At 75.4% G+C, this 25,871-nt stretch carries 17 protein-coding genes and 1 pseudogene; 9 read left to right on the top strand and 9 right to left on the bottom strand.

The window, feature by feature from the left end:
- The 5 genes from CHC11_RS30160 to CHC11_RS30180 form a co-directional block, all read left to right on the top strand.
- The coding region (locus CHC11_RS30160; RefSeq protein ID WP_143227377.1) for a condensation domain-containing protein at positions 1–2,486 on the top strand (2,486 nt) is incomplete at its 5' end.
- Entirely contained in the window at positions 2,483–6,397 is a 3,915-nt protein-coding gene (locus CHC11_RS30165) for an amino acid adenylation domain-containing protein (protein WP_245919945.1), read from the top strand. The genes CHC11_RS30160 and CHC11_RS30165, both read left to right, overlap by 4 nt.
- 39 nt (positions 6,398–6,436) lie before the next feature.
- Complete coding sequence (locus CHC11_RS30170; protein WP_089315257.1) at positions 6,437–6,646, top strand: MbtH family protein; 210 nt, start codon at positions 6,437–6,439, stop codon at positions 6,644–6,646.
- A complete protein-coding gene (locus CHC11_RS30175; protein WP_245919948.1) occupies positions 6,639–7,301 on the top strand; it encodes a GNAT family N-acetyltransferase in 663 nt (220 codons plus the stop codon). Before CHC11_RS30170 ends, CHC11_RS30175 begins: the two co-directional genes overlap by 8 nt.
- On the top strand, positions 7,298–8,032 hold the full coding sequence (locus CHC11_RS30180; RefSeq protein ID WP_179279080.1) for a thioesterase II family protein: 735 nt from the start codon (positions 7,298–7,300) through the stop codon (positions 8,030–8,032). Before CHC11_RS30175 ends, CHC11_RS30180 begins: the two co-directional genes overlap by 4 nt.
- Before the next feature lie 76 nt (positions 8,033–8,108).
- Here CHC11_RS30180 and CHC11_RS30185 read toward each other — a convergent pair whose 3' ends face one another.
- Both CHC11_RS30185 and CHC11_RS30190 read right to left on the bottom strand, forming a co-directional pair.
- Complete coding sequence (locus CHC11_RS30185; protein ID WP_245919950.1) at positions 8,109–9,164, bottom strand: S1 family peptidase; 1,056 nt, start codon at positions 9,162–9,164, stop codon at positions 8,109–8,111.
- A 289-nt stretch (positions 9,165–9,453) separates the two neighbouring features.
- The gene (locus CHC11_RS30190) at positions 9,454–9,963 is read right to left on the bottom strand and encodes a S1 family peptidase (protein WP_245919952.1); all 510 of its coding nucleotides are present in this window, start codon (positions 9,961–9,963) and stop codon (positions 9,454–9,456) included.
- A 262-nt stretch (positions 9,964–10,225) separates the two neighbouring features.
- Here CHC11_RS30190 and CHC11_RS30195 point away from each other — a divergent pair, with 262 nt between their 5' ends.
- Positions 10,226–11,179, top strand: a complete 954-nt coding sequence (locus CHC11_RS30195) for an ornithine cyclodeaminase family protein (protein ID WP_089315259.1) — start codon at positions 10,226–10,228, stop codon at positions 11,177–11,179.
- Between the two features lie 287 nt (positions 11,180–11,466).
- Positions 11,467–11,991 (top strand): annotated as a pseudogene (locus tag CHC11_RS30200) (response regulator); the annotation flags it as partial.
- Here the strand turns inward: CHC11_RS30200 and CHC11_RS30205 are convergent.
- From CHC11_RS30205 to lanKC, 4 genes are all read right to left on the bottom strand, one after another.
- Positions 11,923–13,767, bottom strand: a complete 1,845-nt coding sequence (locus tag CHC11_RS30205; protein ID WP_245919954.1) for an ATP-binding cassette domain-containing protein — start codon at positions 13,765–13,767, stop codon at positions 11,923–11,925. The pseudogene CHC11_RS30200 and the gene CHC11_RS30205 sit on opposite strands and share 69 nt — an antisense overlap.
- Positions 13,764–15,449 (bottom strand): ATP-binding cassette domain-containing protein, encoded by a 1,686-nt coding sequence (locus tag CHC11_RS30210; RefSeq protein WP_245919956.1) that lies wholly within the window; start codon positions 15,447–15,449, stop codon positions 13,764–13,766. The genes CHC11_RS30205 and CHC11_RS30210 overlap by 4 nt, the downstream gene beginning before the upstream one ends.
- 61 nt (positions 15,450–15,510) lie before the next feature.
- On the bottom strand, positions 15,511–15,621 hold the full coding sequence (locus CHC11_RS30215) for a SapB/AmfS family lanthipeptide (RefSeq protein WP_089315262.1): 111 nt from the start codon (positions 15,619–15,621) through the stop codon (positions 15,511–15,513).
- 5 nt (positions 15,622–15,626) lie between these two features.
- On the bottom strand, positions 15,627–18,200 hold the full coding sequence (gene lanKC, locus CHC11_RS30220; protein WP_089315263.1) for a class III lanthionine synthetase LanKC: 2,574 nt from the start codon (positions 18,198–18,200) through the stop codon (positions 15,627–15,629).
- Positions 18,201–18,426: 226 nt separating this feature from the next.
- On the opposite strand from lanKC, the gene CHC11_RS30225 reads away from it, so the two are divergent.
- Both CHC11_RS30225 and CHC11_RS30230 read left to right on the top strand, forming a co-directional pair.
- Positions 18,427–19,215 carry an SDR family oxidoreductase gene (locus CHC11_RS30225; protein ID WP_089315264.1) on the top strand — a complete coding sequence of 263 codons (789 nt, stop codon included), beginning with the start codon at positions 18,427–18,429 and terminating at the stop codon, positions 19,213–19,215.
- Positions 19,212–20,276, top strand: coding sequence for an NAD(P)H-dependent amine dehydrogenase family protein (locus CHC11_RS30230; protein ID WP_089315265.1), 1,065 nt, complete (start codon positions 19,212–19,214; stop codon positions 20,274–20,276). Before CHC11_RS30225 ends, CHC11_RS30230 begins: the two co-directional genes overlap by 4 nt.
- Here the strand turns inward: CHC11_RS30230 and CHC11_RS30235 are convergent.
- The 3 genes from CHC11_RS30235 to CHC11_RS30245 form a co-directional block, all read right to left on the bottom strand.
- Positions 20,273–21,115, bottom strand: a complete 843-nt coding sequence (locus tag CHC11_RS30235) for a nitroreductase/quinone reductase family protein (protein ID WP_218826312.1) — start codon at positions 21,113–21,115, stop codon at positions 20,273–20,275. The genes CHC11_RS30230 and CHC11_RS30235 overlap by 4 nt on opposite strands.
- A 296-nt stretch (positions 21,116–21,411) precedes the next feature.
- The gene (locus CHC11_RS43575; RefSeq protein WP_281258388.1) at positions 21,412–24,363 is read right to left on the bottom strand and encodes a helix-turn-helix transcriptional regulator; all 2,952 of its coding nucleotides are present in this window, start codon (positions 24,361–24,363) and stop codon (positions 21,412–21,414) included.
- 100 nt (positions 24,364–24,463) lie between these two features.
- Complete coding sequence (locus CHC11_RS30245; protein ID WP_089315268.1) at positions 24,464–25,714, bottom strand: glycosyltransferase; 1,251 nt, start codon at positions 25,712–25,714, stop codon at positions 24,464–24,466.
- Positions 25,715–25,871 lie beyond the last annotated feature (157 nt).

The raw sequence follows: 25,871 nt of genomic DNA on the forward strand, positions 1-25,871 counted from the left end.
GGCAGAACCCGGGCGCGGACCTGGCCCTGCGGTACGTCGTGTTCGGGGGCGAGGCACTCGACCTCGGCCGCCTGGAGGACTGGTACTCCCGCCACCCCCAGGACGCCCCCACCCTCGTCAACATGTACGGCATCACCGAGACGACCGTGCACGTCTCCTACCTCGCCCTCGACCGCGTCAACGCGGCCACGGCGGCGGGGAGCCTCATCGGCACCGGTATCCCCGACCTGCGCGTCTACGTCCTCGACGGCCGACTGCAGCCCGTCCCGCCCGGCGTGCCGGGCGAGCTGTACGTCGCGGGCGCGGGGCTGGCGCGCGGGTATCTGAACCGCCCCGGCCTGTCGGCCGAGCGGTTCGTCGCCGACCCGCACGGTGAGCCCGGTACCCGCATGTACCGGACGGGCGACCTCGGACGCTGGCGCCCCGACGGGACCCTCGACTACCTCGGCCGCGGCGACCAGCAGGTGCAGCTGCGCGGCTTCCGGATCGAGCCGGGCGAGATCCAGGCCGTCCTGACCGGGCATGACGCGGTCTCCGACGCCGCCGTGATCGTCCGGGACGACCGCCTCGTCGCCTACGTCGTCGCGTCCGGCGCCGACACCGCCGAGCTGCGCCGGTTCGCCGCGAAGGCCCTGCCCGGCCACATGGTCCCGGCGGCCGTGGTGGTGCTGGACGCGCTGCCGCTGACCTCCAACGGCAAGCTGGACCGTAAGGCGCTGCCGGCACCGGACTTCTCGGCGAGGGTGTCGTCGCGGGCGCCGCGCACCGAGCAGGAGGAGACGCTCGCGCGGCTGTTCGCCGAGGTCCTCGGCCTGGAGCGGGTCGGGGTCGACGACGGGTTCTTCGACCTGGGCGGCGACTCCATCATCGCGATCCAGCTCGTCTCCCGCGCCCGCCAGTCCGGCCTGGTCATCACCCCCCGCGAGGTCTTCCAGCACCAGACCGTCCAGGAACTCGCCGCCACCGCCAGACCCGCCGGCGAAGGCGAGCAGGCCGAGGTGGAAGCGCCGGGCGCGGGCATCGGCCGCGTCCCCGCCACCCCGATCATGCGCTGGTTCCAGGAGCTGCGCGGCCCCGTCGACGGCTACAGCCAGCGCATGCTGCTCCAGGTGCCGCCCGGCCTCGGCGTCGGGAGGCTGACCGGCGCGCTCCAGACCGTCCTCGACCACCACGACATGCTCCGCCTCCGCGTGACCGGCGCCGAGTTCGAGGTCACCGAGCCCGGCACCGTCGACGCCGCGCCCCACGTCCGCCGCGTCGACGTCGCCGGCCTCGGCGCCGCGGACCTGCGCGCCGTGCTCGCCGCCGAGGCGGAGGCCGACCGCCGCGCCCTCGACCCGGCCGCCGCGACCATGGCGAAGCTCGTCTGGTTCGACGCGGGCCCCGCCGCGTCCGGGCGCCTCCTGCTCACCCTCCACCACCTGGCCGTGGACGGCGTCTCCTGGCGGATCCTGCTGCCCGACCTGGTGACGGCCTGGGCCGGGGGAGACCTCGACCCCGTCCCGACCTCGTTCCGCCGCTGGGCGCAGCGCCTCGCCGCCGAGGCGTCCGACCCCGCCCGGACCGCGGAACTGCCGCTCTGGGAGGACATCCTCGCCACCCCCGACCCGGCGCTCGGCTCCCGCCCGCTGGACCCGGAGACCGACACGTTCGGGACGGCGGGGCACCTCACACTCGACCTGCCCGCCGACGTGACCGGGCCGCTGCTCACCGAGGTCCCCGCCGCGTTCCACGGGCGGGTCAACGACGTGCTGCTCACCGGGCTGGCCCTCGCCGTCGCCGAATGGCGGCACGAGCGCGGCGCCTGCGACGAGACGGCCGTCCTGGTCGACCTCGAAGGGCACGGCCGCGAGGAGATCGTCCCCGGCGCCGACCTGTCCCGCACCGCCGGATGGTTCACCACCGTCCACCCGGTGCGGCTCGACCCCGGGCGGCTGTCGCCCGCCGACGTCCGCGAGGGCGGCCAGGCCGTCGGCACCGCCCTCAAGCGGGTCAAGGAGCAGCTGCGCGAGATCCCCGACAACGGCATCGGGTACGGGCTGCTCCGCTACCGGGGCCCCGCCGTCCGCGCCGGCGCCCACCCGCAGATCGCGTTCAACTACCTCGGCCGCTCCGCCGCGCCCGAGGCGACCGACTGGGGACCCGCGGACCAGGCCGACAGCGACGCCCTCGGCGCGGGGCAGGACGGCGCGCTCGGCCTCGTCCACGCCATCGAGGTCAACGCGCACACCCGCGACCTGCCCGGGGGGCCCGAGCTGTCGGCGACGTGGACGTGGGCGGGCGGCCTCTTCGACGCCGCGGCGATCGAGGACCTCGCCGAGCGCTGGTACGCGGCCCTGCGCGGCCTCGTCGCGCACGTCGTGGACGGTGCCGCCGGCGGCCCCGTCGGCGGGTTCACCCCGTCCGACCTGTCCCTGGTGGACGTCAGCCAGGAGGAGATCGACGAGCTCGCCGCCGAGCTCGACGGCGAATGGGAGCTGGATTGAGCACGTCGCAGCTTGAGGACATCCTCCCGCTGTCCCCGCTACAGCAGGGCCTGTTCTTCCACGCCCTCTACGACTCGGGCCGCGACGTCTACACCGCGCAGATCGTGTTCGACCTGCGCGGCCCCCTCGACGCCGGCGCGCTCCGCGCGGCCGCCGCGACCCTCCTGCGCCGCCACGCCAACCTGCGCGCCGGGTTCCGGCAGCGCAAGGAGGGCTCGCCCGTCCAGGTCGTCCACCGCGCGGTCCGGCTCCCGTGGCGGGACGAGGACCTGTCGGCCCTGCCCGACACCGAGCGCGAGGCGAGGGCGCGCGAGCTGGCCGACGCCGAACGCGCCCGGCCCTTCGACATGGCGAAGCCGCCGCTGCTGCGCTTCCTGCTCCTCAAGCTGGCGGACGGCCTGCACCGCATGGTGTTCACCAACCACCACATCCTGCTGGACGGCTGGTCCACGCCCGTCCTGCAGACCGAGCTCTTCGCGCTCTACCTCGCCGGGGGCGACGACACCGGGATGCCGCGCGTCGCCCCCTACAAGAACTACCTGGCCTGGCTGGCCGCGCAGGACCGCGCCGCGGCCGAGGACGCCTGGCGCCGCTCCCTCGACGGCGTCCACGAGCCCACCCTCGTGGCCCCGGGCGCTCCCGAGCCCGGCGCCGGCACCCCCGGACGGGTCCGGACCCGCCTCACCGAGGACCTCACCTCCGCGCTCGCCGCGCGGGCCCGCGCCCAGGGCGTCACCCTCAACACCGTCCTGCAGCTGGCCTGGGGCACGCTGCTCGGCCGCCTCACCGGCTCGGCCGACGTGGTGTTCGGCGCCGCGGTCTCCGGCCGCCCCCCGGAGCTGCCCGGCGTCGAGCAGATGATCGGCCTGTTCATCAACACGCTGCCGATCCGCGTCCGCGTCCGCCCGGCCGACACGGTCGCCGGCGCGCTGACGCGGCTCCAGGACGAGCAGGCCGCGCTGATGCAGCACCACCACCTCGGGCTGTCCGACATCCAGCGCCTCACCGGCGCCGGGACGCTGTTCGACACCATGACCGTCCTGGAGAACTACCCGTTCGACCCGGACGCCGCCGGGACCGACCTCGGCGGCCTCACCCTCCACGACGTCGACGGCTACGACGCCTCCCACTACCCGCTCACCTTCGCCGCCGTCCCGGGCCGCGGCCTGTCGCTGCGCATCGACCACCGCACCGACCTGTTCACCGGGGACGACGCCGCCCGCCTGATGCGCCGGTTCGTCCGCATCCTGGAGGCCATCGCCCACCGGCCGGACCTGCCGCTCGGCCGCATCGAAGTCCTGGACGGCGAGGAGCGCGCCCGCGTCCTCGGGGCCTGGCAGGGCCCGGCGACCGGGCGCCGCCCGCAGACCCTCACCGCCCGCTTCGCCGAGCAGCGGGCGAGGACCCCGGACGCCGTCGCCGTCCGGGCCGCGGGGGAGTCGCTGACCTACGCCGAACTCGACGTCCGCGCGAACCGGCTGGCGCACCGCCTCGCCGGCCTCGGGGTCGGCCGGGACACCCCGGTCGCGGTGCTCCTCGAAAGATCCGCCGACATCCCCGTGGTCTCGCTGGCGATCCTCAAGGCGGGCGGAGCCTACGCACCGATCCACCACGGCCACCCGCCCGAGCGGATGGCGTGGGCGGTCGCTGAGGTCGCCGCACCCGTGCTGGTCGTCAACACGCCGATGCGCGACCGCGTCGCCGGCCTCGACACCGCCGCGCGGATCCTCGTCGTGGACGACGACCCCGACCTCGGCGACCTGCCCGCGACCGGCCCGCCCGTCGAATGCCACCCCGAGCAGCTCGCCTGCGTGCTGTTCACCTCCGGCTCCACCGGCGTGCCCAAGGGCGTCATGCTGCGGCACCGGGACGCGGTCGACCTCGCCACCGACGGCCGGCTCGGGGACGGGGCGCACGACCGCGTCCTCGTCCACTCCCCGCACGCGTTCGACGCGTCGGTCTACGAGCTGTGGACGCCGCTGCTGCACGGCGGGACGGCCGTCGTCGCGCCGCCCGGCCACCTGGACGGCGAGGCCCTCGAAGAGATCATCGCCGCCGAGGAGCCGACCGGCCTGTTCCTCACCACCACCCTGTTCAACCTTGTCGCCGACGAGCGGCCGGGGGCGTTCGCGCGGCTCCGCGAGGTCCTCACCGGCGGGGAGGCGGGCTCCCCGGCCGCGATCCGCAAGGTGCTCGCCGCGTGCCCGGACACCGAGGTCGGCAACGTCTACGGGCCCACCGAGGCCACCACCTACACCACCATCGCCGGGCAGCGGGCGCCGCTCGCGGACCCCGGCGAGACGTCCGCCGTGCTGGGCCGCCCCATCGACGACATGCGCGTGTACGTGCTGGACCAGGGGCTGCGCCCCGTCCCGCCCGGCACCGCGGGCGAGGCCTACATCGCGGGCGCCGGGCTCGGCCGCGGCTACCTGCGGCGGCCCTCGCTCACCGCCGAGCGCTACGTCGCCGACCCGTTCGGCGCGCCCGGCGACCGCATGTACCGCACCGGCGACCTCGTCCGGTGGCGGCCGGACGGCACCCTCGAATACCTCGACCGCGCCGACTTCCAGGTCAAGGTCCGCGGGTTCCGGATCGAGCTCGGCGAGGTCGAGGCCGCCGTCGCCGCCCACCCCGCCGTCGCCAACGTCGCCGTCGTCGCCCGCGAGGACGCCCCCGGGACCAGGACCCTCGTCGCCTACGTCATCGCCCCGGACCTGCCCGCCGCCGGGCACGGCCTCCGCGGGTTCGTCGAGAAGCGGCTGCCCGAGTACATGGTTCCCGCCGCGTTCGTCCTGCTCGACACGTTCCCCGTCGGGCCGAACGGCAAGCTCGACCGGCGCGCCCTCCCCGCCCCCGACTACGGCGAGGCCGCCGCGGGACGCGCCCCCCGCACCCCCGAGGAGGAGCGCCTCTGCGGGATCGTCGCGGACGTCCTCGGTCTCGACCGCGTCGGCGCCGACGTCAGCTTCTTCGACCTCGGCGGCGACAGCATCGCCGCGCTCAGGCTCGCCACGCGGGCCCGGCGGGCCGGGGTCGAGCTCACCCCCCGCGACGTGTTCACCCACCAGACCGTCGAGGCGATGACCAGGGTCGGCGACCCGGGGGACCGGCTCGGCTTCGAGGTGCTGCTGCCCATCCGCGCGTCCGGGACCCGGCCGCCGCTGTTCGTCGTCCACCCCGCCGGCGGCCTGGCCTGGGGCTACCTGCAGTTCCAGCGGCACCTCGGCGCCGACCAGCCGATCTACGGGCTGCAGGCCCGCGCGTTCACCCGGTCCCGGCTGCCGGAGTCCATCGCGGAGATGGCGGACGACTACCTGGAGCAGATCCGGGCCGTCCAGCCGTCCGGCCCCTACCACCTCGCGGGCTGGTCGCTCGGCGGGCTCGTCGCCTACGAGATGGCCCTGCGGCTCCAGGCCGCCGGGGAGCGGGTCGCCCTGCTCGCCCTCATCGACGCCTACCACGGGCAGGACCTCGAAACGGAGCGCCGCGAGATCCTCCCCGAGCTGCTGGAGGCGATCGGCGTGGACGCGCGGATGGTCGCCGAGGACGGCAACCCCGACATGGCGCAGATCATGGCGGTGCTCGCCGAGCGCGACGACGCGCTCGCCGCCCTCGGCGAGGACGACCTCGTCAACGTCTACCGCAACTACGAGAACGGGCTGCGCCAGGCAGAGCGGTACCGGCCCGGACGGTACCGCGGAGACGTCGTGTTCTTCACCGCGCTCCGCGGCCGGACCGAGGACTCGCCCACCGCCCGCTCCAACTGGGGCCCGCTCGTCGACGGCGAGATCGAGGACTACCCCCTCGACGTCGACCACCACCTGCTCATGGAGCCGGGCCCGGCCGCCGAGATGGGCGCCGTGCTGGCCGCCAGACTCGACAAACTGCACAGCGCCACCGAGAGCCATTGAAGCCGCCAGAGCCGCCAGAGCCACGGAAAGGGATGACCGATGACCAACCCCTTCGAGGACCCCGAGGGCACCTACCTCGTCCTCGTCAACGACGAGGGCCAGCACTCGCTGTGGCCGTCCTTCGCCGAGGTCCCCGCCGGCTGGACGGTGGCCAAGGACGAGGACACCCGCCAGGCGTGCCTCGACTTCGTCAACGAGAACTGGACGGACATGCGGCCGAAGAGCCTCATCGAGGCCATGGGTGAGTGAGGCGGGCTGGAGGCCGCCTCCGGAGACCGCGCACCTGCGGGTCCCCTCGGTCACCGAGTGGGAGATGGAGATGCGGGACGCCGCCGACCTGCGTCCCGCGCCGCTGCCGGGCGTCGAGATGACGTTCACCCTCGCCGGGCTGCCGTCCCCCGACGTCAACCGCGCCCTCTACGCGACCGTCGGCGCCCGCGTCTGCTGGACCGACCGCTTCCCGTGGACGTACGGGCAGTGGCGGGCCTGGGTGGAGCGCCCGGAGCTCTCCACGTGGATCGCCATGGCCGAGGGCACCATCGCCGGCTTCTTCGAGATCGAGGCGCAGCCCGGCGGCGACACCGAGATCCACCTGGTCGGCCTCACCCCGGCGTTCGTCGGGCGCGGCTACGGCGGCTACCTGGTCGAGCAGTGCACCCGCCGCGCCTGGCAGCGCGGCGAGCTGTGGGCCCTCACCAGCGGGCCCGCGACGCGGGTCTGGCTGCGCACCAGCAGCCTCGACCACCCGAACGCCATCGCCAACTACCGGCGGCGGGGCTTTAAGGTGGCGGCGGAGAGCACCGCGCCGAAGCTCGTGCCGGACCCCCGGGTCGCGCCGTGGCCGCTGCCGCGCGACCCCCGCGCGGCGTCCCGCCGGCACGAGGAGGAGGAGTTGATCACGTGACCTGGTTCCGCTGTCCCGAGACGCGCCCCTGGGCGTCGATGCGGCTGTTCTGCCTGCCGCACGCGGGCGGGTCGGCGGTGTTCTACCGGTCGTGGGCCAAGGAGGCCGGCCCGGCCGTCGAGGTGCAGGCCGTCCAGTACCCGGGGCGCGCCGACCGGATGGCGGACGCGTTCGTCACCGACGCCCGGCAGCTCGCCCGCCTCATCGCCGGGGCGATGGCGCCGCTGATGGACCGCCCCGCCGCGCTGTTCGGGCACAGCATGGGCGCCGTCCTCGCCTACGAGGTGGCGCGGCTGCTGGAGGAGCGGGGCACCGCCCCGGTGCACGTGTTCGCCTCCGGGGCCCGCCCGCCCGACGACCGGGGCGACGAGCACATCCGCGACAAGGACGACGACGGCCTCGTCGCCGAGCTGGTGCGGCTCGGGGGGACCGACGCCGAGCTGCTGGCGGAGCCGGAGCTGCGCGAGCTCGTCCTGCCGTACGTCCGCAACGACTTCACGCTGATCGAGGAGTACGCCCACCGGCCCGAGCCGCCGCTGACCGTCCCGGTCACCGCGATCATCGGGGACGCCGACCCGCACGTGGACCGGGAGCGGGCCCGCGGCTGGGAGCGCGCCACCCGCGGGCGGTTCGCGCTCCGGGTGCTGCCCGGCGGGCACTTCTACCTGGCCGACCAGCAGCCCGCCGTGCTCGCCGAGATCCTGCGGACGCTGGAGGTCCCGGCCGTCTGACGCGCGGACGGGCCGCCCCCGCGGGTGTTCACGGCGGGGGCGGCCCGTCGCCGAAGCGGAGCCCTCTGGGCGTCGTTTAGTAGACGGACGCCCCGTACCGCGACAGCGGCTCGGTGATGGGCTGGAAGAACGTCGTCCCGCCCGAGGAGCAGTTGCCGCTGCCGCCCGAGGTCAGGCCGAGGGCGGTGTTCCCGGCGAACAGCGAGCCGCCGCTGTCGCCCGGCTCGGCGCACACCGTGGTGCGGATGAGGCCGCTGACGCTGCCCTCCTGGTAGTTCACCGTCTGGTTGAGGGCGGTGACCCGGCCGTTGCGCAGGCCGGTGGTGCTGCCGCTGCGGTAGACGGTCTGGTTGACCGCGGCGTTCCCGGCGCTGGTGATGTCGCGGGTGCCGCTGTAGAGGCTGACCGTGCCCTGCGTGTCGGTCGGCGTCGCGGAGTACTGGACGATGCCGTAGTCGTTGCCGGGGAAGCTGCTGCCGTAGGTGCGGCCCAGCGTCCGGCCGGAGCCGTCGGTCCAGGTGGAACCGATGTTGGTGCAGTGCCCGGCCGTGATGAAGTAGTAGGCGCTGCCCCTCTTGACGTTGAAGCCGAGCGAGCACCTGGCGCCGCCCGTGTAGATCGCTTCGCCGCCCCGGGTGAGCGTCTGGAACTTCCCGGCGACGCTCTCGGTGCGGACCGCCGCACCCTGCCTGCTCGCGGCCGCCCGGACCTTCTTGAGGTCGGCGCCCTTGACCGTGCCGTCCACGCTGAGGACGACCTGGTTGCTCGCCGGGTCCACGGCCCAGGCGGTGCCCGGGACGGTCGCCTCGCGCTTGAGCGCGGCCTCGACCTTCTTCAGGTCCGAGCCGCTGCGCGCGACGGTCCTCGGTACCGCGCCCGCGGCGCGCACGGCCTGGGCGGCCTGCGCGTCGGTGACCGTGACGACCAGCTTGCCGTCCTTGAGGTAGGAGCCCGCGCTGCGGGTTCCGAGCTGGTGCGCCAGGGAGGTCGCGACGTCGCCGGGAGCGGCCGGGGCGGCGGGAGCGGCCGGGGCCGCGGACGCGGTGGGAGCGGTGGCCAGGGTGGCGGCCACCAGGCCGGCCGCGGCCGTGGTGACGGCGGCGGCGCGAACGCGCCTGTGACGGATCTTCACTTGTGCCTCCACGGGGGATGGGGCGCACCCGAGTGGTGCGCCGGAGGTCATCGACATGGTGTAAGAACAGTCAAGGCGGACGTAAGACGCATAAAGTGACCAATTCGGCACGTGCCCGTTGGCACTCTCGGAGCGGCGTCCGTGGTCAGTCCGGCAAAACCAGCCGCCGCGCGCCGGGCGAGAACGGTGTTCGGTCTCGGTCCTTTCGCCGATAGGGCCGAAGGACCGGGACCGAAACCTTTCCGGCTTCCCGCCGCCTGGGAGCTCCGGCGGGCCGCCGAGGGGCCGGTCAGTAGATCTCGACCCCGAACGCCGACAGCGGCTCGGTCATGGGCTGGAAGAACGTGACGCCGCCGGACGAGCAGTCACCGCTGCCGCCCGAGGTCAGCCCGACCGCGCTCGACCCGGCGAACAGCGGGCCGCCGCTGTCGCCCGGCTCGGCGCACACCGTCGTCTGGATGAGGCCGCTGACGCTGCCCTCCTGGTAGTTCACCGTCTGGTCGAGCGCGGTGACCTGCCCGTCGTGGACGCCGGTGGTGCTGCCGCTGCTGGTCACGGTCTCGCCGACCGTGGCGCCGGCGGCGCCGGTGATGTCCCGGAACCGCCCGTCGACCGTGACGCCGAGCCGCCGCACCAGCTTCGCGGCCGCCCCGCCGGTGTCGGAGGGGGCGGCGGCGCGCCCGGCGGGCGGTTCGAGGGTCGCGTCCGCGGCGGGGGCGGCGGCCAGGGCGGCCGCCACGAGCCCGGACGCCGCCATGGTCATGGCGGCTCCGCGGACGCGGTCGGGACGGATCTTCACTCTGCCTCCAGGGGGGATTGGGCACGCCCGAATGGCGCGCCGGAGGTCACGGGCCATGCTGGAAGATTCCTGAACGCCCACGTAAGGCGAGAAAGTGACCAACCGAACAGCTACGGATTGTCACAATGGGTGCGGGTTCCGTGGTCGATCCTCGGGGAGGACTGCCCGTTTAACTGGTTTCGGTCAGGACGGATGCCCCAGGGGTGCCCTCCAGAGGGTGACGCCGGCCTCGGGGGCGCGGGAGACGCGGGAGAATGGTCCGGTGACGCTCCTCCTGGCCCGTTCCACCCTGGAGTCGCTGCTCGACCCCGCCCCCTGCCTGGACGCCCTGCGCCGCGGCTTCACCGCCGGAGACGGCGGGGCCGCCGCCCGGCGGGTGATCGTCGAGCTGCCGGGGCAGGGCACCGCGACGGCGCTGATGCCGGGCGTCGTCGAGGGGATCCCCGCCTACACGGTCAAGGCGAACGCCAAGTTCCCCGGCAGCCGCCCGGCGCTGCGCGGCGTCGTCTGCCTGCACGACCTCGGGACCGGCGAGCTGCTGGCCCTGCTGGACTCGGCGACCGTGACCGCCTGGCGCACCGGCCTGGCCGCCGCGCTCGGCACCCACGCCCTGGCCCGTGCCGCGGCCGGCTCGGTCGCGGTGATCGGCGCGGGCGCGCAGGCCGAACTGGTCATGCGGGGGCTGGGCGAGTTGCGGGAGGTGCGCGGCCTCACCGTGTTCGACCTCGACGCCGCCCGCGCCGCGGACTTCGCCGCGCGGCACGGCGCCCGGCTGGACGCGTCCGCGACCGTGGCGCCGGACCCGCGCGCCGCCGTCCGGGACGCCGGGATCGTCGTCCTGGCGACCTGGGCGCGCCGCCCGCTGCTGCACGCCGCCGACGTGGCCCCCGGGACGCACCTCACCTCGCTCGGCGCGGACCAGCCCGGCAAGGCCGAACTGGGGGCCGACCTGCTGGAGGGCGCCCGCGTCGTCGTCGACGACATCCCCCTGGCCGTCGAGATGGGCGTGCTGGCGGGCGCGGGCCTGGACGTCGAGCACGCCGCCGGGACGCTGCGCGACCTGATGCGCGGCCAGGTTCCCGGGCGGGTGAAGGACGGCGAGGTCACGGTGTACGCGCCCGTCGGCCTGCCCTGGCAGGACCTCGCGCTGAGCTGGACGGCCTACACCGCGGCCCGCGCCGCGGGCGCCGGCGCGGAGTTCGATTTCCTCGGCTGAACCGGCGCCGGCCCATCAGGTGTACGGCCGCTAATTGGCGGAATACCCATCGCTGGATTCCTTGTCTCCCCGGTGTCTTTACAATGACGCAGTGAATAGTGTTGGCTCCGTCCGGTAAGACTTCAGTAGTCGCGAGGCCTGTCGAAGGTGACCTAATGAAAGTTCGATTTCGCGCTGACCGAATCCCCGGCATCCCTTCTCGGCCACCGCCCTGACTTCCCATCGAAGCGTGTTCGGTGATTGTTCCTTTCTCAGGCCGCGGACGGGTGGCCGTGTTGGAGACGAAAATGATTCGGATACTGCTCGCCGAGGGGGCGCCTCTCCTGCGCGGCGGGCTGGTCGCGCTGTTCGACCGGGTGAAGGATCTCGACGTGGTGGCGGCGGTCGGCTCGGGCGATCAGGTGCTCCGCACGGCGCGCAGACGGCGGCCCGACGTCGCACTGATCGACGTCGGGCTGCCGGACCTGGACGGCTTCACGGCGGCCCGGGCGTTACGCGAGGCCGTCCCGGAGTGCCGCACCGTCCTCATGGCGGGCCGCTGCCGTACCGGCGACCTGCGGCGCGCGGTGGCCGCGCGGGCGGCCGGGCTCGTGCTGAAGGACACCTCGCCGGGCGAGCTGGTGGAGGCGATCAGGCGGGCGGCCGAGGGCGCGCGCGTCATCGACCCCGACATGGCCTTCGTCGAGCTGGGCTCGGCTCAGAGCCCGCTCACCGAACGGGAGATCGAGGTCCTCACCCTGGCGTCACGGGGCGCGTCCGCGGCGCAGATCGCCGAGGACCTCGTCCTGACGATCGGCACCGTCCGCAACCACCTCTCCCGCATCAACCGCAAGATCGGCGCGGAGAACCGGGTCCAGGCCATCCGGATCGCCGAGGACGCCGGGTGGCTGTGAGCCCTCCTCCCAGCGCCCGATCAGGTCCCGGTACAGCGGGCACACCGCGGGCAGGTCCGCGTGCCGCCCGAGGTGGGCGCGGGTCCCGTCCAGCACCAGGACGCGGCGGGCGCGCATCGCCGAGCTGATCCGGTGCGCGATGACGACCAGCGTGCCGGGCCGCCGCGCGAACGCCTCCTCCACCCGCGCCTCGGCGGCCGGGTCGAGCCGGTACGCGGCCTCGTCCAGGATGACGACGGGCTGCGGCGCGAGGTAGGCCCGGCACAGCGCGACGCACTGCCGCTGCGCCTCGGTCAGCGCGCCGGGCTCCAGCCGCGCCCCGTACCCGCCGAGGTCGCGGACGAGCGGCGCCAGCCCCAGCGCGTCCACGGCCCGGCCCGCCTCGCCCGGTCCGGCGTCCGGCGCGTAGTAGGCGAGGTTGTCGAGCAGGGTGCCGCCGAAGACGTAGGCCTCCTGCGGGACGAGCACCCGGCGGCCCGGGTCGCCCGCCGGCCGCCCGTCCACCAGCACCTCGCCCGCGCCGGGCGCGGCCAGCCCCGCGATCAGCGCCGCGAGCGTCGACTTGCCGATCCCGCTCGGCCCCACCACGGCCAGGTGGTCGCCGGGCGGGACCACCAGGTCCAGGTTCTCGATCACCGGCCGCGCGCCGTCCCCGTAGGCGAAGGTCACGCCGCGCAGCTCCACCGCCGGCGCCCCCGGCACGGGCTCGGCGGGCTCGGGCGGGACGGGCGCGTCCGGCGCGCCCGTCTCCAGGATCCGGCCGAGCGTCACCGCCAGCCGCAGGCCGCTGCCGCCCACCCCGTGCACGAGCGTGCGCAGCGCCGGCTGCAACCCGTGCAGGACGTAGGCCAGCGCGCCGACCACCATTCCCGCCGTGGCGCCGCGCCGCATCAGCCACGGCGCCGCCGCGAGGACCAGCAGCAGCGGCAGCCAGCCGCTCACCGCGAGGGAGACGGCGCGCACCGCCGCGAGCCGCGCCACCGCGCGCCCGGCCGCCGCCTGGGCCTCCACGGCGGCGCCGAGCTCCGCACGCAGCAGGTCCTCGCCGCCGCACCCGACTGCGTCCCGCAGCCCGGCGGCCAGGGCGGTGGTCCGCTCGGCGATCTCCTCCTCGCCGACGACGAGCTCCCGCTGCCGCGCCGCCGCCCTCCCGAACACCGCCCCGAACAGCGCCAGCCCGAGCACGAGCGGCGGCAGGACCAGCGCCACCACCTCCGGCGCCATCGTCGCCAGTCCCAGCAGCGCCGCTCCGGCCGTGAACGCGAACCCGCGCGCGACGACCAGCAGCCCCCCGAACGTGTCCCGGACTATCTCCACCTGGTGGGTGAGCCGCGCGACCGCGCCGGTGTCGGGCCGTCCCCGCAGCGAGCGGTGCAGCGCCCCCGTCGCGACCCGCCTCACCAGGTCGTCGCGGAACGGCTCCACGATCGCGGCCAGCGCCGGATACAGCCGGCGGCTCCCGGCCGCGCCCACCAGCGCCGACACGACGAGGACGCCGAGCCAGGCGACCGCGCCGGACGCGCGTCCCGTCCGGAACGCGTCGGTGGCCTCCCCGACGGCCCGCCCGAACACCGCCGTCGGCACGGCCTCCACCGCCGACCACCCGGCGGCCCGCGCCACCGCCCGCGGGCGCGCCCGGACGGCGTCCCCGGCGCTGCGCCACAGCACCCGCGCCGCCTCCCGCCTCCCGATCACGCCGGGCTCCCGAAGACCGCGCGGTAGTCCGGGTCGGGCCAGAGGGCCTGGTGGGGGGCGACGCGGCGGACGCGGCCCTCGTCGAGCCACACGACCAGGTCGGCGCGGGCGGCGGTGGAGGCGCGGTGGGCCACGATCAGGCGGGTCCGGTCGGCGAACCGGTCGAGCAGCGCGTCGGTGATCTGCAGTTCGGTCACGGTGTCGAGGCTGGAGGTCGCGTCGTCCAGGACCAGGACGCGCCCGGCGTGGGCGAACGCGCGGGCCAGGCCCACGCGCTGCAGCTCACCGCCGGACAGCGGCGCCTCCGCGAGCGGTGTGCCGTACCCCTGCGGGAGGCGGCGGATGAAGCCGTCGGCGCGGGCGGCCCGCGCCGCCTCGCGCAGCCAGGTGTCCGGCGGGCGGGAGGGGCCGAAGGCGATGGCGTCGCGGACGGTCGCCCCGAACAGCGCGGGCCGGGCGAAGGCGTAGCCGATCTCGCGGCGCAGCGCCGTCCGGCCGAGGCGGGGGAGGGGCGTGCCGTCCAGCAGCACCTCGCCGCGGTCGGGGTCGGCGAGCCGCCCGGCGAGCGCGGCGAGCGCGGCGGCGCCGGAGCCGGAGCGGCCCACGACGGCGACGGCGCGCCCGCCGGGGACGGTGAGGTCCAGGCCGTTCAGCGCGCCGGGGACGGCGACCCCGCGGAACTCCAGGCGGCCGGGGCCCGGCGGGGCGTCGCCGTTGCCGTGGCGGCGCGCGGGCCACGCCAGGATCTCCGCGGCGCGGCGGGCGCCGGCGCGGGCGCGGCCGAGGCGGAGCAGCTGGGTGAGGACGGGCCCGAACCCGGCGGCGAGCCCCGCGTACTGGACGGTCGCGACCAGCTCGCCCGGGGTGACGCGGCCCGCCGCGAGCTCGGCGCCGGCGATCCCGACGGCCGCGACCTGAAGGAGCAGCAGCGCCAGCAGGCCGCGCGCCGCGATGCCGCCCTGCACCCGCCACATCGCCTCGCCCTCCGCGCGCAGGCCGGGGAGGGGGCGCAGGATGCGCGCGGCCTCGCGTTCCGCCGTGCCGGCGGCGGCGATCGTCCTGGTCCCGGCGAGGGCCTCGGCGAGGCGGCCCGCGATCGTGCCCTGGACGGTGAGGTAGCGGTGCGCGGACGCGGTGATGTCGCGGACGAACGCGCGCATCAGCAGCGCCACCGCGGGCAGCGCGGCCGCGATCGCCGCCGCGATCCGCCAGTCGATGAGGCAGAGGGCCGCGAGCGCCCCGGCGGCCGGCAGCAGACCGGCCGCGGCCTCGGTCGCGGCGGCGGGGGCCACGCCGGCCTCGGCCGCGCCGCCCACCATGCGTCCGGCCACGTCCCCCGGCGGGACGCGCGGCGCCGGGCCCGCCGCCAGCAGGTGCCGGACGAGGGTGTGCCGCAGCCACGCCGTCGCCCGCGCGGCAGCGCAGCCGGTCGCGAGCTCCGACAGCACCTCCGCCGCCGCGGACGCCGCGACCAGCGCGACGCAGGGCCACAGCGCGGCGGAGGCCGGGGTCCCGCCCGGCGGGACCGCGTCGATCGCGCGGGCCAGCGCGAACGGAAGCAGGACGGCCGCCGCCGCGTCCGCCAGCGCCGTGGCCGCGACGAGCGCCGTCCAGCCGCGGGCGCGCCCGGCGGCGCGCAGCAGCAGCCGGTCCGCTCCGCGCGCCGGAAGGGGGGAGGTCATGGGGTCTCCGAACACGGTGGCGGCCATGGCCCCGGCGAGGGGGCCATGGCCGCCGGCGTCATCACAGGCAGATCGTGATGCTGTGGGAGCTGTGGCAGAGCAGGCTGAGGCTGCTGTTGCCGCCGCCGCCGCCGTTCTCGCTCACCATCCCCTGAAGGTCGAGAAGCGCCATGTTCTTCACCTCCTTTCGGGCTGGATAGAGGTGGCCGCCGTGGGGGTCCCCACGGGGGGTCGGTGCGCCGTCCCGAGGAACGGCAGTCCGGGGGCCGGGTCGTGCAGGGCCGCGCCGAGCGCGAGCAGCACCCCGGCGGTGCCGGTCGCGAGGTCCATCGACAGCCGGTACATGTGCTCGCCCGGCACCGCCAGCCCGCCCGCGTACGGCAGCGCGTGCCAGGCGAGGTCGCGGACGTGCCCCGCCACGCGGGCCCCGTCGGCCGGGCCGAGGCCCGACCGCGCGTGCCGGGCCAGGTACAGCAGCATCCCGGCGCGCCCGCTGAACAGGCTCGGCTGCGCGTAGTACCGGGACGTCGCGGCGACGCGGACGGCGTCGCGCGCCGCCTCGAACCGCTCGTCGGCCCGGTGGGCCAGGTACTCGTCCAGGACGAGGCCGATGCCGACGCTGCCGCGGCCGAGGTAGGGCAGCACCCGGCTGCCCTGGTCGACGTGCAGGGCGCCGTTGTGGTCGGTGACGCAGGCGGCGAGGTCGCGGCGCAGCGCGGACGCGGCCAGGTCGAGCAGTTCGGGGTCCCCCTCGCGCTCGTAGGCGCGGACGAACATCAGCGCCGCGCCGGCGCCGCCGTGCATGAGGCCGGGGCGCGCCCCGCCCCCTCCGCCGGACCGCTCCGCCACGATCTCCACGCAGCGGCGGGCCGCCTCGCGCAGGGGCGCCTCGCCGGTCGCGCCGGCGAGGTGGTCCAGGACGAGCGCGAATCCGGGCAGGCCGCCGTAGAGGTCGTCGCCGAGCCTCTCCCACCGCTCGCCAAGGCAGTGCCGGACGGCGGTGAGGGCGGCGTCCCGGTGGCCGAGCCGGGACAGCACGTACGCGGCGCCCATCAGGCCGTCGTACAGGCCGATCCCGGTCCCGCGGCGCGGGTCCGACGCCCGCTCCGCCAGCCACTCCTCGTGGGCCGGGACCCGCCCGGCGCCCGTCGCGTCCAGCGCGTACAGGACGCCGGCGGCGCCGTGCGCCAGCCCGAGCGAGGCGCCGGAGAACTGCTCCACGTCGCCGGGGAAGAGCCGGTCGGCGCGTTCGGGGGTGGCGCTCTCCAGGATCGCCCGCGAGAGGGCGTCCCTGGCGCGCTCCCAGCCGGGGGCGTCCGGGGTGAACACCGGTGCGGGGGCGGGCGCGACGTCCCGGGCGATCCGCGCGACCGCCTCGTCCAGGAACGCCCGGGGGACGGGGAAGTTCTCGGCGACCAGGTCGGCGAGCTGCCGCGCCTTGCCCCGGTCGATCACGAAGAGCGTGGTCAGCGGGACGAACAGGGCGAGCCGCAGGCAGGCGAGGCTGTAGTGGTCCACGTCGGCGCCGCGCCGGTCGGGCGGGGCGAGGAACGCGGGGTTGGCGAGGGTCTGCCGGCCGCCGTCCGCCGCGGGCGCCGCCGTCTCGAAGTCGATCAGCGCGACCGAGTCGTCCGGGCGCACCATCACGTTGAACATGTGCAGGTCGTTGAAGACCACGCCGCGCTCGTGGATCGCGGCGACCACGCGTTCCACCCCTTCGTGGACGCGCAGCGCCCACGTGGTGTATTCGGCGGTCTTGGCGGGATCCGGCTCGGGATCGAGCATCGGGTGCCGCTCGGCGAAGAACGTGTTGAGCGTGCGCCCCTCGATGAACTCCTGGACGAGGAAATGGTGCTCGCCGAGCGTGAACCAGTCGAGAACGGCGGGCACGCCGTCGATCCCGTCGAGCTTTTCCAGAATGTCCCGCTCACGTCGGATCCGAGTCACCGCGTCCGCGCCGTCGGCGGCGAGACCCGCATGGGGGCGCCCTTCTTTCAGCACCACCTTCCTGCCGCTCCGGGTGTCGGTCGCCGCGTAGACGCCGCCCCCGTTGGAAAAGTGGAGGGCCTTGTCGATCCGGTAGGGCAGATCGGTCGTCGTCGTGGCGCCGCGTGCCTTGAAATGCGCTTCCAGGCAGGCGGGAAGGCTCACCCAGCCGGGGACGGTGAAGACGGGGTCGCGCCGGTCCGGCACCAGTTCGCCGGAGCCGTCGCGCAGCGCGGGCACGAGCCGGCCCTGCTCGTCCAGGCACCGGCGCTCCGCGAAGCCGCCGTACCGGACGTGCAGCGGGCCCTGGCCGATGCGCAGGTCGCTGAGGATGTAGGGGCCGGGGAGGCCGTCCAGCCGCGCGCCGAGCCCGGCGAGCACTTCCGCCAGCTCGCGCTCGTCCTCGGGGTAGATCGTGACGAGCTTCCCGCTCGCCCCGCGCGGCGCGTACTTGGCGTTGCGCCTCCGGAGCGTTGCCGGACCGCGCAGATGCTTGAACTCGATTCCCCGGGCGCTGCAGTACTCCCACGTGCCGGCGAGCACTTCCTCCGCGCTTTCCGAGCACCCTGAGACATGCACTTTCCAGCCCTGCTCGGGAGCGCGCTGGACCGGCGGCACATAGACGACCCATTCGTCGCCGAATACCTTTTCCCAGCCTTCGGGGAGTGCCCGCCGCGTGATGTCGAAATCGGTGCTGCGGGTCACCGGCGGAGCATCGTAGAAGAGCTCGTCCGCGAGGCAGTAGAGCTCGTACGCCTTGTCCACGGCCGGTTTCCCCTTCCTCGTGCGCCGGTTGCCGGAAACGCACTGGGGAAAGAATTACAGGCATGTCGGAAATGGACTAGTAGCGGACATCACGAATGATCCGTGAAGATGTACCGTCCCCCGGCGTGCGACCGTCACGCGCCGCCCGTCACGCTGGTATTGAAACAGGTTCTAGTTCCTGCGTAGGCTGTGCGGGCGGCGCGGCGACGGACCGGAGGTGACGCCGGTGATCTCGGAGCGGTTCCGAATCGACGGCAGGGTGGCGGTGGTGACCGGCGCGGGCCGGGGGATCGGAGCGGCCACCGCGGTCGCGCTCGCCCAGGCGGGCGCCGACGTGGTGATCTCCTCCCGGACGCGCGAGCAGCTCGACGAGGTCGCCGCCGGGGTCGAGGCGGCCGGGCGGCGGGCCCTGGTCGTCCCCGCCGACCTCGCCGACCCCGACACCGCCGCCGAGCTGGCGGACCTCGCCGCCGGCGAGTTCGGCCGCCTGGACATCGTGGTGAACAACATGGGCGGCGCCATGCCCGCCGCCTTCCTGGACACCTCGCCCCGGCACATGGAGAAGGCGTTCCGGTTCAACGTCGGCACCGCGCACGCGCTGACCCGCGCGGCCGTCCCGCACCTGCTGGAGGCCGGCGGCGGCAGCGTCGTCAACATCTCCTCGGCCATGGGGCGCATCGCGGGCCGCGGCTACCTGGCCTACGGCAGCGCCAAGGCGGCCCTCGCCCACTACACCCGGCTCGCCGCGTTCGACCTGGCCCCGCGCGTGCGGGTCAACGCCGTCGCCGTCGGCTCCGTCGCGACGTCCGCGCTCGACGTCGTCATGACCAGCGACGAGCTGCGCACCGAGATGGAGCGCAGGACGCCGCTGCGCCGCGTCGGCGAGCCCGAGGACGTCGCCGCCGCGGTGCTCTACCTCGCCTCGCCCGCCTCCGCCTACGTCACCGGCAGCGTGCTGCGCGTGGACGGCGGCATCGAGGCACCGAACCTCGACCTCGGCCTGGAGGATCTGTGACCTACCGCGTCGTCCAGTGGAGCACCGGCAACGTCGGGCGGCACGCGATCGCCGGCATCGACGCCCGCCCCGACCTCGAACTCGCCGGGGTGTGGGTCTCCAACCCGGCCAAGGTCGGCCGGGACGCCGGCGACCTGGCGGGCCTCGGCCGCGACCTCGGCGTCGCCGCCACCGGCGACGCCGAGGCGCTGCTGGCCCTGCGGCCCGACTGCGTCGTCTACACCTCGATGGCCGACGTCCGCCTGATGGAGGCGATCGACGACCTGTGCCGCATCCTGCGCGCCGGGGTGAACGTCGTCTCCAGCAGCCCGGTGTTCCTGCAGTTCCCGGACGGCGTCGTCCCGGCGGCGATGTCCGACCCGGTGCGGGAGGCGGCCGCGGCCGGCGGCGCGTCCGTCTTCGTCAACGGCATCGACCCCGGCTTCGCCAACGACGTGCTCCCGCTCGCCGTCACCGGCATCAGCGAGCGCATCGAGCAGGTCCGCTGCATGGAGATCCTGAACTACAACACCTACGACCAGGCCACGGTCCTGTTCGACATCATGGGCTTCGGGCGCCCGCTGGACGACGCGCCGATGCTGCTGCAGCCCGGCGTCCTCACCATGGCGTGGGGGAGCGTCGTCCGGCAGATCGCCGCCGGCCTCGACGTGGAACTGGACGGGATCACCGAGTGGCACACCCGCCTCCCCGCGCCCGAGACCTTCGCCGTCTCCGCCGGGACCATCGAGAAGGGCACGGCCGCCGCCCTGCGGTTCGAGGTGCGGGGCATGCGCGGCGGCGAGGCCGTCGTCGTCCTGGAGCACGTCACCCGGCTCCGCGACGACCTCGCCCCCGACTGGCCGCAGCCCGCCGGCGCGGGCTGCTACCGCGTCGAGGTCCGCGGCGAGCCGAACTACACGGTGGACCTGCGGCTCCTCGGCACCGACGGCGACCACAACACCGCGGGGCTGAAGGCCACCGCGATGCGCCTCGTCAACGCCGTCCCCGCCGTCGTCGAGGCGCCCCCCGGCCTGCTCACCGCCCTGGACCTGCCGCTGATCCCCGGCCGCGGCCTCCTCTAGGCGCCCGCTCCTGGAAACTCCAGGGTGTCCAGGAGCGGGACGAGCCGTTCCTCCTCGCGGCCGAGGTGCGCCTCCAGCGCGGCGGTGAGCCGGTCGACCTCGGCGAGCAGCGACGCGGAGTCACCGGCGTCGAGCACGCGGCGCAGCTCCTCCAGCAGCGCGGTGATCGTCTCGTGCTCGTCCCTCAGCTCCGCCAGCGCCGGTCCGAGCTCGGGATGGCGCCGTTCCAGCAGAGGGAACATCTGCTGGTCCTCACCCATGTGGTGGTGGCCGAGCCCCTGGCACATCGTCAGGCAGTTGACCCGGAGCTGGGCGCCCACGGCGGCCCCGGACGCGGCGACCTCCTTCCGGATCAGCTCCAGCTCCCCGCGGAACGCGTCGTGCACCGCGACCAGCATGGCGCTGGGCGACGCCGGCCCGGCGGGCGGCCCGGCGGCGACCTGGACCAGGGCGACGACGGGGAGCGTCCGTCCCGACTTCTCCTCGTACGCGGCCCAGCCGGGATCGGCCTCGGCGGCCCGGGCGAAGGCGCGGTCGCGCTCGTCCCCTTCCAGGACGACCGCGTCGGCCTCGTAGGCGAAGGCGCCGCTCTCGACCGTGACGCGCGGGTTCGCGACCAGGTTGTGGAACCAGGCCGGGTTCCTCGGCGCGCCCCCGGCCGAGCCGATGACGAGGACGCGCCCGACGCCGTCGGGCAGGTAGCCGAGCGGCGTCGTGTGCGGGGCGCCGCTGCGCGCCCCGGTCGTGGTCAGCAGGAGCAGCCGCCCGCCCTCGAACGGGCCGCCGACCCGTCCGCCGTTGGCGCGGAACTCCTCGATGATGTGCTTGTTGAAATCCATCTGTCTCCTGTTTTCGGGCATGGCGAATAAGCCACGGAAAGAACACGCGGCCGTGGCTTGGGAAAGGCGGGGAAAGGGCATGCCGAAAGCGTGGGCATGCGTGATGACGTCGCACTACGCGCGCGCGAACGACGTGCGGCGCGCGCGGAAGATGAAGAAGAGGGGGAGTGGAAGGGGCGGGCCTCGGGCCCGCTCCGGCCTCACTCGGAGGCCGGGAACCCCACTCGCTCGTGGCCCATGGCCGACCCGGCAGTCACGAAATGCACCTTACCGGCGCCCGATCCGGAATTGCAAGATCAGGTTCCCTCGCGGTGGGCGACGGCGGCGGCCTGGGTGCGGCTGGAGACGTTCAGCTTGCCGAGGATGTTCGACACGTGCACGCTCGCCGTCTTGGGGGAGATGAACAGCGCCGCCGCGATCTCCCGGTTGTTGCGGCCCTCGGCGACGAGCTTCAGCACCTCCCGCTCCCGTCCGGTGAGGGAGGCGAGCGGACCGGACGGCCCGGTCCGGGGCGCCGCGCCCGCGCGGCCGGTCCCGAGCCGGGCGCGGGCTCCGAGGTCGCGCAGCGCGGCCAGCAGCGGCCTGGCGCCGAGCCGCTCGGCGGCCCGCACGGCCGCCCGCCACTGCTCGGCGGCCTCGTCCCGCTCGCCGTTCTCGGCCAGCGCCTCCGCCAGCCGCCACCGCGACCGCGCCACCTCGTAGACGAACCCGCCGTCGGCGTCGCCGTAGGTGAACAGCTCGGCCGCCCTGCGCCACAGCTCCACGTCGTGGACGCCGTCCAGGCGGCGGCGCTCGGCCTCGGCGCGCGCCAGCCAGCCCTGCCCCTCCCAGCCGAGCCAGCCGCGCGGCTGCCCGTCGACGTTGACCGCGACGACGCTGCGCGCGATCCGCAGGAGCTCGTCGCCGGTCTCCCGCGCCGCCCGCAGCGCCTCGTCGTCGCCGGCGGCGCGCGCGCGGGCCGCCCGCTCGGCCTCCGCCCACAGCCCGGTCGCCGCGATGCGGATGGCCCCCACCGTCTCGGTGTAGACGGTGTCGAGGACGTCGCGGATGTGCTCGGCCGCCGTGTCCGGATCGCCGCGCCACAGCGCGTGCTCGGCGGCGAGCCCCCGGGCGAGGTAGTTGACGAGCCCGTCCTGCCCCCACAGCGGCGTGATCCAGCGCAGCCGCGCCTCCACCGTCGGGGCACCCTGCGCGACCTCCAGGAACAGGGCGTACGCCGACACCTGCGCCTCGGGCGTGCGGACGACCTGGACCGCGAACTCGTCGGCGAGCCGGCCCGCCTCCGCCCAGTCCCCCGACGTGTAGTGGACGAGGTAGCGCAGGGACCGCAGCACGATGCCGAACGTGCTCCACACGAGCCCGTTGTCGACGGCGAACTTCACGCCCGCGTCGGCCGCGCGGACCGCGCCCGCGAGGTCGCCGCGGTCGAACTTCGTCCGGGCGTGGTGGAACGAGGCCCGCATCGCGATCATGGAGCTGTCGCCGGCCGCCGCGGCCAGCTCGTGGGCGCGGATGAACACCTCCGCGACGCCGGTGTCGGCCTCCCGCGACTCGCGGTACAGGCCGAGCGTGACCAGCAGGCTGGCCTCGGCGCCGGTGGCGCCCGCCTCGCGCGCCGTCTCGATCGCGCGCTCGGCGTACCCGGGCATCTCCCCGGCCGCGTCCCGGTACATCAGCGTCCGGGCGTAGGTGGCGAGCGCGTCGGCGCGCTCGACGGTCGGCGGGTCGGCCGGCAGCATCGCCACCGCCTCCCGCGCCACCGCCTGCGACTCGGCGTCCTCGTCGATGTCGCCGAGGTAGCCGGCCAGGTGCTCGCGCAGCAGGCAGCCGAGCCGCACGTCGGCGGGATCGGCCGCGGCCAGCACCCGGCGCAGCCGGTGCACCGCCCGCCGCAGCTCGCCGGCCCGCGCGGACGCCTGGGCGGCCGCCAGCGACAGGCGCATCCGGTCCGTGCCGGCCGCGGCCTCGGGGTCGGTGACGGCGTCCCACAGCTCCAGCGCCCGGTCGTAGTGCTCGTAGGCCTCGGCGGGCGCGGCGAGGCGGTCGGCCTCCCGCCCCGCCCGGACGGACGCGGCGAAGGCGGCGGGCAGGTCGTGCGCGGCGAGGCTGTGGTGCGCCAGCTCGGCGGCCGACCCGCGCGTGCCGGCGGGGAGGTCGGCCAGGAGCCGGGCGAAGTCGGCGTGCAGCCGGGTCCGCTCGCCGGGCAGCAGGTCGGCGTAGACGGCCTCGCGCAGCAGCGCGTGCCGGAACGTGTACCCGGCGCCGGACGGGACGAGCAGCTGGTGCGACACCACCTCGCGCAGCGCCTCGCCGACCGTCGCCTCGTCCAGCCCCGCCACGACGCGGACCAGCTCGTCGTCGACGCGGCGCCCCGCCACGGCCGCGACCCGCACCACCCGCTGGCCCGCGTCCGACAGCCGCTCGATCCGCGACAGCAGCAGGTCGGCGAGCGCGGACGGCAGCCCGGCCGCCCCGTCGTCCCCGACGTCCAGGCCGGAGGAGTACAGCTCCGCCGCGTAGAAGGGGTTGCCCTCCGACCGGTGGTGCACCCGCTCGACGGTCCGCGCCGTGACCGGGGCGGACCCGCGTGCCAGCTCGGCGAGGTACTGGGAGGTCTCGTCCCGGCCGAACGGGCGGACCTCGACGCCCGTCACGTTCGGCAGCCGCAGCAGCTCCGCGACCACGGGCCGCAGCGGGTGCCGCCGGTGCAGGTCGTCGGACCGGTACGTCCCGACGAGGCAGACGCGCTCGCGCTGCAGGACGCGGCTGAGGAACGTCAGCAGGTGCCGCGTCGACCGGTCGGCCCAGTGCAGGTCCTCCAGGACCAGCAGCACGGGCCGCTCGCCGCCCAGCTCCCCGAGCAGGCCGAGCACCGCGCCGAACAGCTGCTGCTGGCCGAGCTCGGATCCCGCGCCGGGGCCGCCCTCGCCGTCGGGCAGCAGGCGCGCGAGCGCGGGCCGGGCGTCGAGCGCGGCGCGGACCTCGTCCGCCTCCGGCGTTCCGGCGTGCGCGGCGGCCCACAGGGCGTCGGTGAGCGGCAGGTAGGGCATGCTCTCGCCCAGCTCGGCGCACTGCCCGACGAGCACGGCGCAGCCGCGGTCGGCGGCGGCGGCGGTGAGCGCGGACACCAGGTGCGTCTTGCCGACCCCCGCGTCCCCGCTGACCAGCACGACGCCCGCGCCGCCCGCGGCGGCGCGGTCCAGCGCGGTGGTCAGCTCCGCGAGCTCCGCCGCCCTGCCGATCAGCACGAACTGCCCCTTCTGGTCATCCCGGTCGAGTATTCCATCCGGGGGGACGTGAACGGGCCCCGGACCGGGAGGGTCCGGGGCCCGCATGGACGGGTGTGCGTCAGCCGACGAGGGCGGGGGCCTTGCCGGGCTCCTGCTCCGCCTCGTCCTCCTCCGCCACCGGCTCCGGGACCGGCAGCACCTTCAGGTACGCGCGGAGCGTCTCGGCGGCGATCCGCTCCAGGGAGTAGCGGGAGCGGGCGCGGTCGCCGGCGGCGATCGAGTAGCCGTGCAGGGTGGTGTCCTCCGACAGCAGCTGCCGGATCGCCCGCCCGACCACGACCGGCCGGCCCGCCGGGACGTGGATGCCGGTGATGTGGTCCAGGACCTCGTCGGCGTTGGCGCCGACCGGGGTCGCCACCACGGGGACGCCGCAGGCCATGGCCTCCAGCGGCGCGGTCGGGGACGGCTGGTGCGGGGCCAGGCAGAGCGCGAGGCTCGCGGTCCGCAGCAGCTTCGGCAGGGTCTTGCGGGGCAGCCGCCCGAGGAAGATGACCCGGTCGGCGACGTGCAGTTCCTTGGCCAGCAGCCGCAGCCGGTGGACGGCCGAGTCGTGCTCCAGCTCCTCGCGCTCCGGGCCGCCGGCGACGGCCAGCTCGGCGTCGGGGACGTGCACCAGGGCGCGCAGCGCCGTCTCGACGTCGGCGCCGAGGTCCTCGCTGACGATCACCATGCGGGGCCGGTCGCCGTGCGGCATCGCCGGTCCGACCTGCGAGAAGTGCTCGGAGTCGACGCCGTAGGGGACGACCGAGACCGAGGGCCGCGGGACGCCCGTCCGCACGACCGCGGTGGCCTCCTCGGCGTGCCCGGCCAGCACCAGGTCGGCGTCCCGCCCGATGGCCTTCTCCAGGCGGTCGCGGTGCGGGTGGACCTGGCGGCCGGCCTGCCGCTCGACGGCGGCCACGCCGTGGTAGCTCTGCACGAAGGGGATGCCGAGCTCGCGGGCGACGGCGCAGGCGGCCAGGCCGCCGATCCAGCCGTGCGCGTGCACGATGTCGGGGCGCGCCGAGCCGGACCAGCGGCGGCGCAGCCCGTCGGCGAAGTCGCGGAGGTGCTGGAGCAGCTCGTCGTCCGACAGCGGGCGGGCGGGCCCGGCGTCCAGGTTCACCTGGGCGGCGCCCGCCGCGAGCCGGACGCGGCCGCGGGCGGCCCTGTCCTGGCGGCGCGTGTAGACCGTGACCTGGTTCGGCTCACCGTCGGCGACCAGCGGACGGGTGAGGGAACGAGCAAGATCCCGGACGTGGACTGACTGCAGGTGCTCGCCGTCAAGGTCGGAGGCGGACACCAGAGCAATGTGAAGCGGGCGATGCATGACGGATCCTCCGGGACTACGCAGGGGAAGCTCGGAGGTATCTGCGTCGTAGACACCTGCTCGGTCAGTTTCCTATCCCTCCCCCCACTCCGTCAAACCTGACGAAACGGAATACCTGCCCCCGAGGCCGCCGGGAGGGCGCTCACCCTGCGACGAT

It is taken from the genome of Actinomadura mexicana, assembly GCF_900188105.1.
Taxonomy (GTDB): Bacteria; Actinomycetota; Actinomycetes; order Streptosporangiales; family Streptosporangiaceae; genus Spirillospora; species Spirillospora mexicana.

What these genes read in the sequence shown, in the direction of transcription:
- CHC11_RS30170 (WP_089315257.1), top strand. Translation starts at nt 6,437, where the DNA reads ATGACCAACCCCTTCGAGGACCCCGAGGGCACCTACCTCGTCCTCGTC.
- CHC11_RS30210 (WP_245919956.1), bottom strand. Translation starts at nt 15,449, where the DNA reads ATGACCTCCCCCCTTCCGGCGCGCGGAGCGGACCGGCTGCTGCTGCGC.
- CHC11_RS30215 (WP_089315262.1), bottom strand. Translation starts at nt 15,621, where the DNA reads ATGGCGCTTCTCGACCTTCAGGGGATGGTGAGCGAGAACGGCGGCGGC.
- CHC11_RS30235 (WP_218826312.1), bottom strand. Translation starts at nt 21,115, where the DNA reads ATGGATTTCAACAAGCACATCATCGAGGAGTTCCGCGCCAACGGCGGA.
- CHC11_RS30245 (WP_089315268.1), bottom strand. Translation starts at nt 25,714, where the DNA reads ATGCATCGCCCGCTTCACATTGCTCTGGTGTCCGCCTCCGACCTTGAC.